The following is a 17,650-nucleotide window of genomic DNA, read 5'->3' as shown; positions in this document are numbered from 1 at the left end:
GAGAGCGCCCCTCTTTTTTGGGCATTCTAAAGAAAAACGAACAGTGGAGGACGAATCTCATGAAAGAAATCGTGCTGTCGCTTCTGACAGGCATGATCGTCGGCTTTTTGTTCACCTTGCTTCGGTTGCCGATTCCCGCTCCCCGGCGTTGGCCGGCATTGCCGGCATCGTCGGGGTGTATCTCGGCATGCGGTTGTTTCAATGGTTCACGGTGTTTTGGAAGTAAGCACTTGCATGATCAAACGGGGAACAAAACCCGGTTGGCGCCATTTTGGCAGCATCAAGCCGCCGGAAGCGCTGGCCGGGTTTTTTGCTTCTTCTGTTGTTTGCGAGGGAAATGGAATTTCGGACCGGTCAAAGCCAGGCGGAGATGAGCTGGGAAATCGACTGTTTGCCGCGGTCAAGGAGCGAACGCTTCCGCCAAAAATCGAGCGTCAGCGGCTCGGCGCGCGTCAGGTCGCGTTGGATCGCCCGCTTGACCACCTGCGTGAACGCGCGGTCGAATACATAGCAGTTGATTTCGCCGTTCAAAAACAAGCTGCGCCGATCGAAATTGGCTGTGCCGACGTTGCACCACTCCTCATCGATGACGAGCGTTTTGGCATGGTAAAATCCTTGGTAAAAGCGGTAAATGCGCGCGCCGGCTTTCAAGAGTCGATAAAAGTACGGATAGGCAGCCTCTTTGACAAATAAATGGTCCGCCTTCAGCGGCACAAGGACGGTCACACGCACCCCGCGCCGAAGCGCTTGCATCAGCTCGTTAAACAGCGGCCGGCTTGGGATGAAGTATGGGCTGCCGATCATAATTTCTTTTTTCGCCTGGCGGATGACCTCGATAAACTGTTCTTCAAGGGCAGCGCCGTTGGTGGCGACGAGCTGATGGCGAATGGCGCCGGCCGGAAGCGGCGGGAAGTAGCGATGTTTGTCAGGCACTGTCCGGTCCGTTGCTTCTTCCCAGTCGTGCAAAAACTGTTCTTGCAAGTCGTGAACCCCTTCGCCGTTCACTTTTAAGTGGTAATCACGCCATTCGCCGAAGTTGGCGTCTTTTCCGTTGTATTCGCGGCCGATGTTAAAGCCGCCGATGTAGCCGACCCGCCCGTCGATGACCGTAATTTTCCGATGGTTGCGGCGGTTGAGGCGGTAAATGAAAAACGGAAAGCGCGGCTTTCGGGCATAGGCGAACTCCACCCCGCTTTCCTCGAGCGAACGGATGAGCGCTTTCGGCAGTCCAAAGCTGCCGACCCAATCGGTCAACACTCGCACTTTCACGCCGGCAGCTGCTTTTTCCTTTAAAATCTGGAAAAATGGCGCGCTCGTTTCGTCATTTTTTATAATATAAAACAAGACGTGAATATGATCGCGGGCGCGGCCTAGTTCAGCGAAGTAATCAGAAAATAAATGCCTGCCGTTGATATAGAGGGAAATATCGCTTCTCCGCTCCGGGTAGACGACTTTTTTGCGCCCATTGCGGAAGATGAACTGTCCAAGCTTGTCATCAAGATAAACGAGCAGCAATACGATGGCAATGACGGAAATGACGACCATATCTTCTCCTCCTATGTCGATTCGGTATGTATTAATGTGCCCGAGAACGCGCAAAACGTTTCAAATTGCATCTACCGTGAACATACCCAAACTCCAAATGAATCAAATTTCCATATTGATGAATGTTTTTCGTCAAGGGAGTCTATAGAGGGCTGAACAAATCGATGATTCCCCGCGATCGCTCCGTTGCCAAGGGAAAGTTTTCACGGTTGGGATGAAAAAAGGTTATTGACTGAATGCTCATTCATTTGTACAATAGACATAAAGCGAATTCTGAAAATTTCTTTTGTTATGGCAACACATTCGCTCGAAAAACGGGGGAAGGGGAGAGAAGATGAATGCCTTGTTGGTGGTGAACTGGCTCGCGTTTTTGCTTGTAACCGCTTACGCGATTCACTTGTTTGCCTATGTCGTCAAAACGCGGGCGATGTACATCAAACTCGGCAAAAAAGTCGAGTTTGACCGCAAAGTAAAAGAGCGGCTGCGAAACATCTGGGTCAACGTGTTCGGCCAGAAAAAGCTGCTCAAGGACAAAAAAAGCGGACTGATCCACGTCGTCTTTTTCTATGGCTTTATTCTCGTCCAATTTGGCGCGATTGATTTCATCATCAAAGGGCTTGCGCCGGGGGCGCATTTGCCGCTTGGGCCGCTGTATGCGGGATTTACGTTTTTCCAAGAAATCGTCACTTTGCTTATTTTGATCGCGGTGCTCGCCGCCTTTTACCGCCGTTACATTGAAAAGCTCGTCCGTTTAAAGCGCGACTTGAAAGCTGGGCTTGTCCTCATCTTCATCGCCGGGCTCATGCTGTCGGTGTTGTTCGGCAACGGGATGAGCATCATTTGGCACGGCGAAGAAGCGACATGGAGCGAGCCGGTCGCTTCGCTCATTGCTGCCGCGTTTTCCTGGGTCGGCGAAACGGGGGCTGCGGTGCTCTTCTTTATTGCCTGGTGGGTGCATCTGTTGATTTTGCTCACGTTCCTCGTGTACGTGCCGCAATCAAAGCACGCCCATTTGATCGCTGCGCCGATCAACGTCTTTTTCAGCCGGCTGACGCGGCCGAAGCTGGCGCCAATCAACTTTGAAGACGAAAGCCAAGAATCGTTTGGCGTCGGCAAAATTGAGGATTTCACGCAAAAGCAATTGATCGACTTGTACGCCTGTGTCGAGTGCGGCCGTTGCACAAGCATGTGTCCGGCGACCGGCACGGGGAAAATGTTGTCGCCGATGGATTTGATTTTAAAATTGCGCGACCATTTGACGGAAAAAGGGGCGGTCGTCACGTCGCGCACGCCGTGGGTGCCCGCGTTCGCTTTCAAACATACAAGGGGCAATCAGCTCGCGTTCGCCGCGGCGTCGGAGCAGGCGGCGACGATCGAAATGCCAAGCTTAATCGGCGATGTCATCACCGAAGAAGAGATTTGGGCCTGTACGACGTGCCGCAACTGTGAGGACCAATGCCCGGTCATGAATGAGCATGTCGATAAAATCATCGACTTGCGCCGCTATCTTGTCCTGACGGAAGGACGGATGAACCCGGACGCGCAGCGGGCGATGACGAACATCGAACGCCAAGGCAATCCGTGGGGCTTGAACCGAAAAGAGCGGGAGAACTGGCGCGAGCTGCGCGATGATGTGCATGTGCCGACCGTCAAAGAGGCGGCGAAAGCGGGAGAGGAAATCGAGTACTTGTTCTGGGTCGGCTCGATGGGGTCGTATGACAGCCGGAGCCAAAAAATCGCCCTTGCTTTTGCCAAGCTGTTGAACGAAGCAGGCGTCAAGTTCGCGATTTTAGGCAACAAGGAGAAAAACTCGGGCGATACGCCGCGCCGGTTAGGAAATGAGTTTTTGTTCCAAGAATTAGCGACGAACAACATCGCAGAATTTGAAAAAGCGGGCGTCAAGAAAATCGTGACGATCGACCCGCACGCTTACAATACGTTCAAAAATGAGTACCCGGATTTTGGGTTCGAGGCCGAAGTGTATCATCATACCGAGCTGCTCGCCAAGCTCATCGAAGAAGGGCGGCTCGTGCCGAAACATCCGGTGAATGAACGCATTACGTTCCATGACTCGTGCTATTTAGGACGCTACAATGACGTCTATGACGCGCCGCGGAAAATTTTGCGCGCCATCCCGGGCGTCGAGCTTGTTGAAATGGAGCGCAACCGCGAGCGAGGAATGTGCTGCGGCGCCGGCGGCGGCCTCATGTGGATGGAAGAGACGACCGGCAACCGGATCAACGTCGCCCGCACGGAGCAAGCGCTCGCTGTCAATCCGACGGTCATCAGCTCCGGCTGTCCGTACTGTTTGACGATGTTGTCAGACGGCACGAAGGCCAAGGAAGTGGAAGACCGCGTTGCGACGTACGATGTCGCTGAATTGTTGGCGAAATCGGTGTTTGGCGAGGAAAAAGAGGAAGCAGCATCATAAAAATAGTTGCATAGACAATTTCTATTTTTTAAAATAATAAGTATAATGGAAGAGGAGGTGTACAGCGGTACGCCTTCTCTTTCGCACCGCGATCGAGCGAGCGTTCAGTCTGTGTTTTGTAATCGCTTTCTTATCCGATGAAAAGGGGAGAGGAATATGGGAAAAACAGTGATTGTCAGCGGGGCGCGCACCCCGTTTGGAAAATTGGGCGGCGCCTTGCAAGCGCTGTCATCGTCAGAACTCGGCGGCATTGCCGTGAAAGAAGCGCTTGCCCGCGCGGACGTGAGCGCGGAACAAGTCGATCATGTCATTTTAGGCACCGTCTTGCAAGGCGGACAAGGACAGCTCCCATCGCGGCAGGCGATGCGCCATGCCGGCATTCCGTGGCATGTTCGCACCGAGACGGTCAATAAAGTATGCGCATCGGGCATACGCGCCGTGACGCTCGCGGATCAGCTCATCCGCTTAGGCGATGCCGATGTCGTTGTCGCGGGCGGGATGGAATCGATGAGCAACGCCCCGTACGTGCTGCCGAAAGCGCGCTGGGGGCTGCGAATGGGCGACAGCACGGTGAAGGATTTAATGGTGTATGATGGCTTGACATGCAGTTTTACCGGCGTCCATATGGGCGTTTATGGCGGGAATACAGCGCGTGAACTTGGCATTACACGCGAGGCGCAGGATGAGTGGGCGTACCGCAGCCATATGCGAGCCATTGCCGCCATCGAATCCGGTCGGCTCGCGGAAGAGATCGTGCCGGTTTCGATTCCGCAGCGCAAAGGAGAGCCGCTTGTCGTCGAACACGACGAGGCGCCGCGCAAAGACACGTCGCTTGAAGCGTTGGCGAAACTGCCGCCGGTGTTTGACCCGGAAGGAACGATCACGGCCGGCAACGCCCCGGGCGTCAACGACGGCGCCGCGGCGCTCGTCTTGATGAGCGAGGAGCGCGCCGCCCGCGAGGGGCTTGAGCCGCTCGCGACTGTTGTCGCCCACACCGCCATCGCCGTTGAGGCGAAAGATTTCCCAAAAACGCCGGGACTTGTCATCAACGAGTTGCTCCGCAAAACGGGAAAAACGGTCGACGACATTGCCTTGTTCGAAATAAACGAAGCGTTTGCCGCTGTTGCTCTTGCTGCTATCCAAATCGCTGACCTTGACCCGGAAAAAGTGAACGTCAACGGCGGCGCTGTCGCCCTCGGCCACCCGATCGGCGCGAGCGGCGCACGCATCATCCTCACGCTCATTTATGAGCTGAAACGCCGCGGCGGCGGCCTCGGCATCGCCGCCATCTGCAGCGGCGGCGGCCAAGGCGACGCCATCTTGGTCGAGGTATAACGAGCGGGGCGCGGCGGGCAAGCGGCATGCCGCCGTCGCCTTCCAGTGTTGCGCCAAGGCATAGGATGCGGCGTGTGACCGTCTGCCTCAAGCGTTGCGTCATGAGGCATCGCGCCATGGTGCGGCATGCCGCTGCTGTCTCTGTCGCAGCGCGCGGCACGTTGCTCATTGCCGCAACAGCCGCGGCATCAACGGTTGACAGCAGGGGTTGTTGTGATGACGATGCAAAGACCGGTTGCCATTGGCTGCTGGCGGCAGTGAGGCATATGAGTTTGAGCGCGGAACAGGAAACGCAAAGCGGACGATAGGGGGAACAGAAGATGGATGTGAAAACAATCATGGTCGTAGGCGCCGGACAGATGGGGTCAGGAATCGCCCAAGTATGCGCTGTCGCCGGCTATCAAGTGTTTTTGTACGACATTAGCGAGGCGCAGTTAGACAAAGGAATCGCCAACATCGAAAAAGGGCTCGCCCGCCAAGTGGAAAAAGGGAAAATGACAGCGGCGGACAAAGACGCAGCGCTCGCGCGGCTTGCCCGCTCGACCGACTTGCATGCCGCCGCCAAAGCGGATCTTGTCATTGAAGCGGTCGTCGAAAACATGGACGTGAAAACAAAGCTGTTCGCCGAGCTCGATGCGCTCGCCCGCCCGGAGACGATTTTAGCGTCGAACACGTCGTCGCTGCCGATTACGGAAATTGCCGCCGCGACGAAACGGCCAGAGAAAGTGATCGGCATGCACTTTATGAACCCGGTGCCGGTGATGAAGCTCGTCGAAATTATCCGCGGATTGGCGACGGCTGATGACGTGTATGAAACGATCGAAGCCGTTGCCCGCAAGCTCGGCAAAGTGCCGGTCGAAGTGAACGACTTTCCGGGCTTTATTTCGAACCGCGTCCTCATGCCGATGATCAACGAAGCGATTTACGCCTTGTACGAAGGGGTGGCGACCAAAGAAGCCATCGATGAAGTGATGAAGCTCGGCATGAACCATCCGATGGGTCCGCTGACGCTCGCTGATTTTATCGGGCTCGATACGTGCTTATACATTATGGAAACGCTTCATGAGGGGTTCGGCGATGACAAATACCGCCCATGCCCGCTCTTGCGCAAATATGTGAAAGCCGGCTGGCTCGGCCGCAAGACGGGCCGCGGATTTTACACGTATGAATAAACCGCTTGGCGTCGCTCCAGGACAACGCCGAAGCGTGCCGCAATGTGCGTGGGGCGGCGCCCGCTATGCTGTCTGCCGACCGTAACGCCGCACGTTAGGTGCATGCGGGAACGCTGTTTTACAGCCTATAAGGCAAATCTATAGAATCGTTCAGCTGCCTGCTGGCTGCCTCATGGAGCGGAGGAGCGCCTGAAAACACCATTGTGTCAGCGACATCGGAAGGAGGCCATTTCATGGAATTTCGCTTCACCGAAGAGCAGGAAATGATGCGGCAAATGGTGCGCGAGTTCGCCGCGGCGGAGATCGCCCCATTTGTCGAGCGCATGGAACAAGGGGAGTTTCCGCGTCCGATTTTAGCGAAAATGGCCGAACTCGGCCTAATGGGCATCACTGTCCCGGAGCAATATGGCGGCGCGGGTATGGACTTTGTTTCGTACATCATCGCCATTCATGAAATTTCGAAAGTGAGCCCGACCGTCGGTGTCATCTTATCCGTGCACACGTCGGTCGGCACGAATCCGATCTTGTATTTCGGCACCGAAGAGCAGAAACAAAAATACGTGACAAAGCTCGCCCGAGGTGAGTACTTGGGGGCGTTTTGCCTTACTGAACCGAGCGCCGGCTCGGATGCGAAAAGCTTGAAGACGAAAGCGGTGCGCCGTGGAGATCGTTATGTGCTAAACGGCTCAAAAATATTCATCACCAACGGCGGGGAGGCAGATACGTACATCGTCTTCGCCCGCACGAATCCGGAAGAAGCCGGAAGCCGCGGCATTTCCGCGTTCATTGTGGAAAAAGGGACGCCAGGGATGTCGATTGGCAAAGATGAGAAGAAGATGGGGCTGCACGGGTCGCGGACGGTGACCATTACGTTTGAAGACGCCGAAGTGCCGGCGGAAAACTTGCTCGGTCAGGAAGGGGAAGGATTTAAAATCGCGATGGCCAACCTTGACGTCGGTCGGATCGGCATCGCCGCCCAAGCGCTCGGCATCGCGGAGGCGGCAGTCGAACATGCCGTCGCCTACGCGAAAGAGCGGGTGCAGTTTGGCAAACCGATCATCGAGCAGCAAGGCGTCGCTTTCAAGCTTGCCGATATGGCGACGGCGGCGGAAGCGGCGAAATGGCTCGTCTATCGCGCCGCTTGGCTGCGCGCGCAAGGGCTGCCGTGCGGAAAAGAGGCGTCGATGGCGAAGCTCTTCGCTTCACAAACAGCGATGGACAATGCCATCGAGGCGGTGCAAATTTTCGGCGGCAACGGCTACACGAAAGACTACCCGGTCGAGCGGCTGTTCCGTGACGCGAAAATTACGCAAATTTACGAAGGAACGAGCGAAATTCAGCGCATCGTCATCAGCAAACATTTGTGCCAGGCATGCTGATGAACCAATCCGAACCATATAGATGCAAACAAAGAAGCTTAACATATCCTTGGCGGAAAAGTGGTTTGTCCATTTTCGACTGTCGAAGGCAAGCCACAGGCTTGCCTCCTTCACGCCTTAGCGTGAAGGAAGACCGAACAACGCCGCTTTCAAGGATCGAGGCATAAACACGGGGCTCTGTCATTTGCTGCGTTTTGTTGTGCAGCCGGAGCGATCCTATTCTCTTTTCCCAACAACGATTCGTTGTCTGTTTTTGGAAAACGGTGATCACGCTGGCACGGGGGACGAGGATTTCGGATATATAGGAAAACGGGGGAATGAAACGATGAACTTTCGATTGAGCGAAGAACATGAAATGCTGCGAAAAATGGTGCGCGAATTTGCCGAAAACGAAGTGGCGCCGACTGCCGCTGAGCGAGACGAAGAAGAGCGGTTTGACCGCGGCATTTTCAACAAAATGGCGGAACTCGGTTTAACAGGCATTCCGTGGCCGGAAGAATACGGCGGCATTGGCAGCGATTATTTGGCCTATGTCATTGCCGTTGAGGAGCTGTCGCGCGTCTGCGCCTCGACCGGGGTGACGCTTTCCGCGCATATATCGCTTGCCAGCTGGCCGATTTACAAGTTCGGCAACGAAGAACAAAAGCAGAAGTATTTGCGCGCCTTAGCGACTGGGGAAAAACTAGGGGCATATGCTCTGTCCGAGCCGGGGGCGGGGTCGGATGTCGCCTCGATGAAAACGCGTGCGGTAAAAGATGGGGACCACTACATTTTAAACGGCTCGAAAGTATGGATCACCAACGGCGGCGAAGCGGAAATTTACGTCGTATTTGCCGTCACCGATCCGGAAAAGCGGCATAAAGGGATCAGCGCCTTTATCGTAGAAAAAGGAACGCCGGGCTTTTCGTTCGGCAAAAAGGAAAAGAAACTCGGCATTCGTTCGTCGCCGACGACGGAGCTCATTTTTGAAGACTGCCGCATTCCGAAAGAAAACTTGCTCGGTCAAGAAGGAGAAGGGTTTAAAATCGCCATGATGACGCTCGATGGCGGCCGCAACGGCATCGCCGCCCAAGCGGTCGGCATTGCCCAGGGCGCGCTGGATGCGGCGGTGGACTATGCGAAACAGCGCGTCCAGTTCGGCAAACCGATCATCGAGCAGCAAGGGATCGCTTTCAAGCTCGCTGACATGGCGACGGCCATTGAAGCGGCGCGGCTCTTGACCTATCAAGCGGCATGGTTGGAGTCGAATGGCTTGCCGTACGGCAAAGCATCCGCCATGGCGAAACTGTTTGCCGGCGACACGGCGATGAAAGTGACGGTCGAGGCGGTGCAAATTTTCGGCGGCAACGGCTACACGAAGGACTACCCGGTCGAGCGGTTTATGCGCGACGCGAAGATTACGCAAATTTACGAAGGAACGCAAGAAATCCAACGCCTTGTCATTTCGCGCATGTTGACACGCAATTAAACATTGCGTGTCCACTCATTCGTGTTGACACGCAATTAAACATTGCGTGTCCACTCATTCGTGTTGACACGCAATTAAACATTGCGTGTCCACTCATTCGTGTTGACACGCAATTAAACATTGCGCGTCCACTCATTCGTGTTAGCGCTCGATTGAAACATTGTGCGTCATTTCAATGGTTTTGGATCTGAACGGCGGCTTGGCGCTTTGGGGAAGGGCGCACGGATCGGCATGGGGCGGGGCGGCGCCCCGCCGTCAAATGGGAATGGGGGAGAGATAACGAACATGAAAAAACGGGAAGTGATTGCATCGGTCAAAGACGAAAAGCTCGTGAAAAAACGGCGCAATGAGATGATCAAAGGCGCGATTTCCTTGTTTAAACAAAAAGGTTTCCACCAAACGACGACAAGGGAGATCGCCAAAGCGTCCGGCTTCAGCATCGGCACGTTGTACGAGTACATCCGCAAGAAAGAAGACGTCCTCTATCTCGTGTGCGACCGCATTTACGACGAAGTGCGGGAGCGGACGGAACAAGACCTCGGTGCCCACCATGGCACGATCGAAGGGCTGAGGCGCGCCATTGCCCACTATTTCCGCGTTGTTGATGAACTCGATGATGAAGTGCTTGTCATGTATCAAGAAGTGAAAGCGCTAAGCAAAGAATCGCTGCCGTATGTGTTGAATAAAGAACTCGATATGGCGGCGATTTTCGAACATATTTTGCGCGCATGCGTTGAGAGCGGGGCGCTGCAGCTTTCTGAAAGCGAAATCCGCCTGTTTGCCCACAACATCGTCGTTCTTGGGCAAATGTGGGCGTTCCGCCGTTGGGTGCTGCGGAAAATGTATACACTCGATGAATATATCGAACTGCAAACCGAGTTTTTATTAAAGGGGATTATGGAGAAACAGCGAGTCTAAAAGGGGGAGAAGAAACGATGGCGCACATTTACCGTCCGAAGCATCACGTCCGCTTTGTGACTGCATCGAGCTTGTTTGACGGCCATGACGCCTCAATCAACATTATGCGCCGCATTTTGCAGGCGAGCGGCGCCGAGGTCATCCATTTAGGCCATAACCGCTCGGTGGAGGAAATCGTCAATGCCGCCATTCAGGAAGATGTGCAAGGCATTGCCGTCTCCTCGTATCAAGGCGGGCATATGGAATTTTTTAAATATATGTACGATCTTCTAAAAGAGCGGGGGGCGTCCCATATCCGCATTTACGGCGGCGGGGGCGGCGTCATCATCCCGCGGGAAATCAAAGAGCTACACGAATATGGCATCGCCCGCATTTTCTCGCCGGAAGATGGCCGACGCCTCGGCTTGCAAGGGATGATCAACGTCATGCTTGAAGAGTGCGATTTTCCGACCGTGACGACGGTGACCGATGAACTGGAGCGGCTTCCGTCCGGCGATGTGCAGGCGATCGCCCGGCTCATCACGCTGTGCGAATATCGCGCTGAGGCGGACAACAAAGAGGCGGCCGCGGCGGCGGAAGCCGCCATTGAACAAGTGAAGGCGCTCGAGAAGCGCGTGCCGGTGCTCGGCATCACCGGCACAGGCGGGGCTGGGAAAAGCTCGCTCACCGATGAGCTCGTCCGCCGCTTTTTAAACGAAATTCCGGATATCAAAATCGCGATCTTGTCCGTCGACCCGACGAAGCAAAAAACGGGCGGGGCGCTGTTGGGCGACCGCATCCGGATGAATGCGATCAACTCGCCGCGCGTTTACATGAGAAGCTTGGCGACGCGCCATTCCCGCTCCGAGTTGTCGCCGGCGATTCGCGACGCCATTTCGGTTGTCAAGGCGGCCGGATTTGATCTTGTCATCATTGAAACGAGCGGAATCGGCCAAGGCGACGCCGCCATTACCGAAGTGTGCGACGTGTCGATGTACGTCATGACAAGCGAGTTCGGTGCGCCGACGCAGCTTGAGAAAATCGACATGATCGATTATGCCGATTTGATTGTCATTAATAAATTCGAGCGCAAAGGGTCAGAAGACGCAAAACGACAAGTGCAAAAACAATATCAGCGCAGCCATCAGCTGTTTGACCGCGATGTTTCGGAAATGCCGGTGTACGGCACGATCGCCAGCCAGTTTAACGACCCGGGCACGAATACGCTTTTTGTCGCGCTTGTGGATACGATCAATCAAAAAGCAGGAACGAATTGGAAAACAAGCTTGAAAACGGTCGCCAATGTCGAAAAGCATAATGTCATCATTCCGAACGAGCGCCGCTACTATTTGCGCGAAATCGCGGAAACGGTCCGTTCGTACCACCGCCGCGCCGAGCAGCAAGTCGGGGTGGCCCGACGCCTCTTCCAAATCGAAGGGGCCATCGAAGCGGCGAAGGAACGAGGCGAAGCTAAAGACGTGATCCGCGCGCTCGAGACGCTCAAAGCGGATTATGAGGCGAAATTGACGCCGGAATCGAAGCGCATTTTGGCGACATGGGAAGAAACGAAAGCGAAATATGCGGCAAAACAATTGGTCACGAAAGTGCGCGATAAAGAAATCGTGACCGAACTGACGACGAAAACGTTGTCCGGTTTGGACATTCCGAAAGTCGTCTTGCCGAAATTCAAAGACTACGGAGAGATTTTGCGCTGGGTGTATAAAGAAAATGTCCCTGGCTCGTTCCCGTATACGGCCGGCGTCTTCCCGTTCAAGCGCCAAGGCGAAGACCCGAAACGGCAGTTTGCCGGCGAAGGGACGCCGGAGCGCACGAACCGCCGCTTCCATTACTTGTGCAAAGAAGATAAGGCGAAGCGGCTTAGCACGGCATTTGACTCCGTGACGCTCTATGGCGAAGACCCGGACTGGCGGCCGGACATTTTTGGCAAAGTCGGGGAAAGCGGCGTCAGCGTCTGTACACTTGATGATATGAAAAAGCTGTACAAAGGGTTTGACTTGTGCGACCCGCTCACATCCGTGTCGATGACGATCAACGGTCCGGCTCCGATTTTGCTGGCGATGTTTATGAATACGGCGATTGACCAGCAAGTCGAGAAAAAGGAAGCCGAGCTTGGCCGCCCGCTCACGCCGGAAGAGTACGAACAAGTGAAGGAATGGACGCTGCAAACGGTGCGCGGCACGGTGCAAGCCGATATTTTGAAGGAAGACCAAGGGCAAAACACGTGCATTTTCTCGACTGATTTCGCCTTAAAAATGATGGGCGACATTCAAGAGTATTTCATCAAGCACCGCGTCCGCAACTACTACTCGGTGTCGATCTCCGGCTACCATATCGCCGAGGCGGGGGCGAACCCGATCACGCAGCTGGCGTTTACGCTTGCGAACGGCTTTACGTATGTCGAGTATTACTTGAGCCGCGGCATGCACATTGACGATTTTGCGCCGAACTTGTCGTTTTTCTTCAGCAACGGCCTCGATCCGGAGTATTCGGTCATCGGCCGCGTCGCCCGCCGCATTTGGGCGATCGTCATGCGCGAAAAATACGGCGCCAACGAACGGAGCCAGAAACTGAAATACCATATCCAAACGTCCGGCCGTTCATTGCACGCGCAGGAGATCGATTTCAACGACATCCGCACGACGCTGCAGGCGCTTCTGGCGATTTATGACAACTGCAACTCCCTGCATACGAACGCCTATGACGAAGCGATCACGACACCGACCGAAGAGTCGGTCCGTCGGGCGATGGCGATCCAACTCATTATCACGAAAGAGTTTGGCTTGACCAAAAACGAAAACCCGCTCCAAGGGTCGTTCATCATTGAAGAGCTGACCGATTTGGTCGAAGAAGCGGTGTTGCAAGAGTTTGAACGGCTCAACGACCGCGGCGGCGTGCTCGGGGCGATGGAGATGCAATACCAGCGCGGCAAAATTCAAGACGAATCGCTTTACTATGAAACGAAGAAACATAGCGGTGAACTGCCGATCATCGGCGTCAACACGTTCTTGAACCCGAATCCACCGTCAGAAGAGGAGCTGAACAACATTCAGCTCGCCCGGGCGACGTATGAAGAAAAAGAGACGCAAATCCGCAACTTGCGCGAATTCCAAGAGCGGAACAAAGACAAAGCCGGTCCGGCGCTTGAACGGCTGAAGCAAGTGGCGACAAGCGGCGGCAACATTTTCGAAGAATTGATGGAAACGGTGAAAGTCGCCAGCCTTGGACAAATCACTCGCGCCTTGTACGAAGTCGGCGGACAATACCGGCGGAATATGTAATTCAAGCGCGTTCCGTTGTTCACAGCTTTCGATGGACGGCCTCGATCACAATGGATAACGGCCCGTTGAACTTTAGCAGATCGGTAGAATGATAGGCAGCGGCTGTCGGTTCGCTGGAGGCGAAACGCACGGAACGCGGATGGGGCCAGAAGATGAAGACGAATGGGTTTCGTACGGAAAAAGCGAAGCGGTGTGACCAAACAGATGTGGACATCACGAATATGTCGGAAGGAGGGCCGCCCTCGCCGCAAGGCTGCCCTCCTTTGCTTTTTTCGGCAAATGGGTAGCATAAACCCCGACAATTTGTTTATAATGAATGGTATGTATTCCACTTGCATTCATTTGTTTCATTAATATAGAAGGGGAGTGCTGAACTTGAGCCTGCAGCAGCAATACTCGCCGGAGGAATTGCAGGAGATGTCGTTCGTCGAGCTGGCGAACCTCATTTTGCTTGACAAGCGGGAGGCGCTGCCGTTTGATCAACTCGTTCGTGAAGCAGCAGCGCTGGCCGGCATATCGGAAGAAGAGATGGAGGCGCGGCTGGCCCAATATTACACCGATTTAAACATCGACGGCCGGTTTATTTGCGTTGGAGAAAACGTCTGGGGATTGCGCGCATGGTATCCGTTTGACCAGACAGAAGACGAAACGGTGACGATCGTCAAGCCGAAGAAGAAGAAAAAAGCGCTTGACGATGAATACGATGAATACGACGAGCTGCTTGAAGATGGAGATCTCGATTACGACGATTTGGATGAATATGATGAGGAAGAGCTCGAGCTTGATGAAGATGAGCTCTTGGAAGATGAAGAATTCGATCTAGATGAAGATGTCGCGTTTGACGATGACATTCTCGGCGATGAAGAGTTTGAGCTGGACGATGCGCCGCTTGATGAAGAGCTCGATCTCGAAGAGCCGGAGGAAGACGAATAACCGCTTGACTTTGCCAGGGGAACCCGGTACAATGTGTGTTGGGCTCTTGAAAACGAACAAATTGATCGCTCCCTTACGTATGGTAAGCGGAGCGTTTTTTATTTGCGCCTTTCGCAAACACTGAAACTGTTACCGCAATTTCGGCAAGGGGGAAGACAAAATGACGAAATACATTTTTGTGACGGGCGGCGTTGTTTCCTCGCTCGGGAAAGGGATTACGGCGGCTTCGCTTGGACGTTTGTTGAAAAACCGCGGGTTGAACGTGACGATCCAAAAATTTGACCCGTACATTAACGTCGACCCGGGGACGATGAGCCCGTATCAGCACGGCGAGGTGTTTGTCACGGACGACGGTGCAGAGACGGATTTGGATTTAGGGCATTATGAACGGTTCATCGACATTAATTTAAACAAATACAGCAACGTGACGACAGGAAAAATTTATTCCGCCGTCATCCGCAAAGAGCGCCGCGGCGATTACCTCGGCGGCACAGTGCAAGTCATTCCGCACATTACCAACGAAATTAAAGAGCGCGTCTTCCGGGCCGGAAGAGAGACGAACGCCGATGTCGTCATTACGGAGATCGGCGGCACGGTCGGCGATATTGAATCGCTTCCGTTTTTAGAAGCGATCCGCCAAATCAAAAGCGACGTTGGCCGCGAAAACGTCATGTACATCCACTGCACGCTTGTGCCGTACATCAAGGCGGCTGGGGAAATGAAAACGAAGCCGACGCAGCACAGCGTGAAAGAATTGCGCAGCCTCGGCATTCAGCCGAACGTCATCGTCGTGCGCACGGAAATGCCGATGCCGCAGGAAATGAAAGAGAAAATCGCCCTCTTTTGCGATATTGATCCGAAAGCGGTCATCGAGGCGCGCGATGCCGACACGCTGTATGCGGTCCCGCTTATGCTTCAAGAACAAAAACTGGACCAAATCGTGTGCGAACATTTGCGCCTCAACTGCGGCGAAGCGGATATGACCGAATGGAAAGCGCTCGTCGAGAAAGTGCGCAACTTATCGAAAACGACGAAAATCGCTTTGGTCGGCAAATACGTCGAGCTCCCGGACGCCTATATTTCTGTTGTGGAGGCGCTCCGTCATGCGGGGTATGCGTTTGACACCGACATTGATATTCAGTGGATCAATGCGGAGCATGTGACGCGTGACAATGTAGCCGACCTGTTGAAAGATGCGGACGGCATTTTGGTTCCGGGCGGGTTCGGCGACCGCGGGGTCGAAGGGAAGATTGAGGCGATCCGCTACGCCCGCGAGCAGCGCGTGCCGTTTTTGGGCATTTGTTTAGGAATGCAGCTTGCCTCGATTGAATTTGCTCGCCATGTTGTCGGGTTGTCCGGCGCCCATTCGTCCGAGTTTGACCCGAACACGCCGCATCCGATCATCGACTTGCTTCCGGAGCAGAAGGATGTCGAAGATTTAGGCGGCACGCTCCGCCTCGGCTTGTATCCGTGCAAGCTGCAGGAAGGGACGCTTGCCTACGCCGCCTACGGCGATGAAGTCATTTACGAGCGCCATCGCCATCGGTACGAATTCAACAACCAATACCGGCCGATCATGGAAGAGCACGGCTTCGTCTTTTCCGGCACGAGTCCGGACGGACGGTTGGTTGAAGTGATCGAACTCAAGGATCATCCGTGGTTCGTCGCCGCGCAATTCCACCCGGAATTCACCTCGCGCCCGACGCGGCCGCAGCCGTTGTTCCGCGAGTTTGTCAGAGCGTCGCTGAAAGAGTGACGAAAAAGGGGCTGTCCCAAAAAAGCCGTAGAACGGCCTTTTGGGTTCAGCCCCTTTCTTTTTTGGATATTTTTCATCTTGTCAAGCACGATGCCCATTGATCAGGCGCCGTTTTTTGGGCGGTTTCTATACCTCTTTGCCTTCAGCCGGCGGGAGAGCGCTCGTTTTCATGGCGGCTGTTATTCATATTCCGCCAAAATTTCATCGAGCAACACGCGCAGTCCGTAGTAGATGAATGAAGCGGTGATGATCGTCGGCATGCCGATGCGGCGGCCGTCTTCGGTCGGCACGAGCGGGCGGGAAAGTTTGCTGTCGATAAAGACGGTGGCCATATCGGCCAGTCCGGGTTCATCCTTGACGAGCGCCGCGACGGCCACTGCATCGACGCCGTGCGCCTGCAGCTGTTCGGCGAGGCGAATGGCCTCAGCATCATTGGAAAAGCGGGCAAATAGAAGCGCTCGGTCCGTTTCCTGCCAGTCATCGGTTGCTGTCGGCTCAAGCCGTTTGGCTTTCGGCAGCGGATCGGGGCCAAGAAGCGCGGCGGTGACGACCGCATCGAGTTCACCGATGCCATACAGCCAAATGCACCCATCACCGATGGCGGCCTGAGCGAGCAGACGCGCCCCGTCTTCGAGCGCCAGCTCTTCGTCCGCGGCGATTTTTTGCAACAATCCGATCGTTTGCGTCGTTAAAATTTTCACGGTTCGGCCTCCCTTCGCCGCTATTATACAAAATCGGCAAACAACAAGAAAAGCAAGCAGGAAATGGGTTTGCCAAATGCGAAACATTAATAGGGAGAAAACAGGGAATAGAGGTGCATAACGGTGGGAAACAAAATTTTAATTGTCGATGATCAATATGGCATCCGCATTTTGCTCAACGAAGTGTTTCAGCGGGAGGGGTATGTAACGTATCAGGCCGCCAACGGCATGCAGGCGCTCGAAATCGCCCGCAAACATCACCCCGATCTTGTGCTTCTGGATATGAAAATTCCTGGCATGGACGGCATTGAAATTTTAAAACGGTTGAAAGAGATTGATCCGGATATTAAGGTGATCATCATGACCGCCTACGGGGAGCTCGATATGATTCAAGAAACGAAAGAGCTCGGGGCGCTGATGCATTTTGCCAAGCCGTTTGATATTGACGATTTGCGCGTTGCCGTCAAAAAATACATTACCGCTTAGGAGGACGGTGAAAAACGATTATTTTTGTGGAACCGATGGAAGTTCATCGGGAGAAAAGAGCCAATTTGACAAGGTTTCTTCACTTGAGAAGGGAGGCTGCTGAGTTGCTTTTTTGATGGCATCATCCTTCTAGACAGCGCCATCGATGAGCGGCTTTCCTTTGGTAAAGAAAGCGAAGCAATGAGTATGGATGACGCTGTCGTCTTTCGGAGATGAAAGGGTGGAAATGTTGCCGTTTTGCCGGCAAG

The 17,650-nt window shown here is 54.3% G+C and carries 14 protein-coding genes; 12 read left to right on the top strand and 2 right to left on the bottom strand.

What is annotated here, in order from left to right:
- The first annotated feature begins 59 nt into the window (after positions 1-59).
- The gene (locus tag A0V43_RS21050) at positions 60-374 is read left to right on the top strand and encodes a XapX domain-containing protein (RefSeq protein ID WP_442899696.1); all 315 of its coding nucleotides are present in this window, start codon (positions 60-62) and stop codon (positions 372-374) included.
- Here the strand turns inward: A0V43_RS21050 and cls are convergent.
- Positions 355-1,545, bottom strand: a complete 1,191-nt coding sequence (gene cls / locus A0V43_RS14670) for a cardiolipin synthase (RefSeq protein ID WP_063193460.1) — start codon at positions 1,543-1,545, stop codon at positions 355-357. The genes A0V43_RS21050 and cls overlap by 20 nt on opposite strands.
- Before the next feature lie 334 nt (positions 1,546-1,879).
- Between cls and A0V43_RS14665 the strand changes: the two genes are divergently transcribed.
- The 10 genes from A0V43_RS14665 (at position 1,880) to A0V43_RS14625 (ending at position 16,215) form a co-directional block, all read left to right on the top strand.
- Positions 1,880-3,976, top strand: coding sequence for a heterodisulfide reductase-related iron-sulfur binding cluster (locus A0V43_RS14665; RefSeq protein WP_063193459.1), 2,097 nt, complete (start codon positions 1,880-1,882; stop codon positions 3,974-3,976).
- A 156-nt stretch (positions 3,977-4,132) separates the two neighbouring features.
- Positions 4,133-5,311 carry an acetyl-CoA C-acetyltransferase gene (locus A0V43_RS14660; protein WP_063193458.1) on the top strand — a complete coding sequence of 393 codons (1,179 nt, stop codon included), beginning with the start codon at positions 4,133-4,135 and terminating at the stop codon, positions 5,309-5,311.
- 116 nt (positions 5,312-5,427) lie between these two features.
- Positions 5,428-5,619, top strand: a complete 192-nt coding sequence (locus A0V43_RS19380) for a hypothetical protein (protein WP_128578044.1) — start codon at positions 5,428-5,430, stop codon at positions 5,617-5,619.
- A 12-nt stretch (positions 5,620-5,631) separates the two neighbouring features.
- A complete protein-coding gene (locus A0V43_RS14655; protein ID WP_013146630.1) occupies positions 5,632-6,483 on the top strand; it encodes a 3-hydroxybutyryl-CoA dehydrogenase in 852 nt (283 codons plus the stop codon).
- A 233-nt stretch (positions 6,484-6,716) separates the two neighbouring features.
- Positions 6,717-7,862, top strand: a complete 1,146-nt coding sequence (locus A0V43_RS14650) for an acyl-CoA dehydrogenase (protein ID WP_014196972.1) — start codon at positions 6,717-6,719, stop codon at positions 7,860-7,862.
- Between the two features lie 325 nt (positions 7,863-8,187).
- Positions 8,188-9,330 (top strand): acyl-CoA dehydrogenase, encoded by a 1,143-nt coding sequence (locus A0V43_RS14645; protein WP_060788151.1) that lies wholly within the window; start codon positions 8,188-8,190, stop codon positions 9,328-9,330.
- A 285-nt stretch (positions 9,331-9,615) separates the two neighbouring features.
- On the top strand, positions 9,616-10,248 hold the full coding sequence (locus A0V43_RS14640; RefSeq protein WP_011232859.1) for a TetR/AcrR family transcriptional regulator: 633 nt from the start codon (positions 9,616-9,618) through the stop codon (positions 10,246-10,248).
- A 17-nt stretch (positions 10,249-10,265) separates the two neighbouring features.
- Positions 10,266-13,526 carry a fused isobutyryl-CoA mutase/GTPase IcmF gene (gene icmF / locus A0V43_RS14635; protein WP_063193457.1) on the top strand — a complete coding sequence of 1,087 codons (3,261 nt, stop codon included), beginning with the start codon at positions 10,266-10,268 and terminating at the stop codon, positions 13,524-13,526.
- A 375-nt stretch (positions 13,527-13,901) separates the two neighbouring features.
- Positions 13,902-14,459 carry a DNA-directed RNA polymerase subunit delta gene (gene rpoE, locus A0V43_RS14630; protein WP_063193456.1) on the top strand — a complete coding sequence of 186 codons (558 nt, stop codon included), beginning with the start codon at positions 13,902-13,904 and terminating at the stop codon, positions 14,457-14,459.
- 160 nt (positions 14,460-14,619) lie between these two features.
- Positions 14,620-16,215 carry a CTP synthase gene (locus tag A0V43_RS14625; protein ID WP_020754390.1) on the top strand — a complete coding sequence of 532 codons (1,596 nt, stop codon included), beginning with the start codon at positions 14,620-14,622 and terminating at the stop codon, positions 16,213-16,215.
- Between the two features lie 179 nt (positions 16,216-16,394).
- Here the strand turns inward: A0V43_RS14625 and A0V43_RS14620 are convergent, their stop codons facing one another.
- On the bottom strand, positions 16,395-16,916 hold the full coding sequence (locus A0V43_RS14620; RefSeq protein ID WP_063193455.1) for a DUF2529 domain-containing protein: 522 nt from the start codon (positions 16,914-16,916) through the stop codon (positions 16,395-16,397).
- Positions 16,917-17,039: 123 nt separating this feature from the next.
- Here A0V43_RS14620 and A0V43_RS14615 point away from each other — a divergent pair, with 123 nt between their 5' ends.
- Positions 17,040-17,402 carry a response regulator gene (locus tag A0V43_RS14615; RefSeq protein ID WP_013146624.1) on the top strand — a complete coding sequence of 121 codons (363 nt, stop codon included), beginning with the start codon at positions 17,040-17,042 and terminating at the stop codon, positions 17,400-17,402.
- Positions 17,403-17,650 lie beyond the last annotated feature (248 nt).

The sequence above is a fragment of the Geobacillus sp. JS12 genome, from assembly GCF_001592395.1.
In the GTDB taxonomy this organism is placed as follows: domain Bacteria; phylum Bacillota; class Bacilli; order Bacillales; family Anoxybacillaceae; genus Geobacillus; species Geobacillus zalihae.
The sequence above is the reverse complement of the archived record's forward strand: the minus strand, read 5'-3'. Positions and strand labels throughout refer to the sequence as shown.

Excerpts from the sequence above, each read along its gene's own strand:
- A0V43_RS14625 (WP_020754390.1), top strand. The coding sequence starts at position 14,620 with ATGACGAAATACATTTTTGTGACGGGCGGCGTTGTTTCCTCGCTCGGG.
- A0V43_RS14645 (WP_060788151.1), top strand. The coding sequence starts at position 8,188 with ATGAACTTTCGATTGAGCGAAGAACATGAAATGCTGCGAAAAATGGTG.
- A0V43_RS14655 (WP_013146630.1), top strand. The coding sequence starts at position 5,632 with ATGGATGTGAAAACAATCATGGTCGTAGGCGCCGGACAGATGGGGTCA.
- icmF (WP_063193457.1), top strand. The coding sequence starts at position 10,266 with ATGGCGCACATTTACCGTCCGAAGCATCACGTCCGCTTTGTGACTGCA.
- A0V43_RS14665 (WP_063193459.1), top strand. The coding sequence starts at position 1,880 with ATGAATGCCTTGTTGGTGGTGAACTGGCTCGCGTTTTTGCTTGTAACC.
- A0V43_RS14660 (WP_063193458.1), top strand. The coding sequence starts at position 4,133 with ATGGGAAAAACAGTGATTGTCAGCGGGGCGCGCACCCCGTTTGGAAAA.
- A0V43_RS14650 (WP_014196972.1), top strand. The coding sequence starts at position 6,717 with ATGGAATTTCGCTTCACCGAAGAGCAGGAAATGATGCGGCAAATGGTG.
- A0V43_RS21050 (WP_442899696.1), top strand. The coding sequence starts at position 60 with ATGAAAGAAATCGTGCTGTCGCTTCTGACAGGCATGATCGTCGGCTTT.
- A0V43_RS14640 (WP_011232859.1), top strand. The coding sequence starts at position 9,616 with ATGAAAAAACGGGAAGTGATTGCATCGGTCAAAGACGAAAAGCTCGTG.
- cls (WP_063193460.1), bottom strand. The coding sequence starts at position 1,545 with ATGGTCGTCATTTCCGTCATTGCCATCGTATTGCTGCTCGTTTATCTT.
- A0V43_RS19380 (WP_128578044.1), top strand. The coding sequence starts at position 5,428 with ATGGTGCGGCATGCCGCTGCTGTCTCTGTCGCAGCGCGCGGCACGTTG.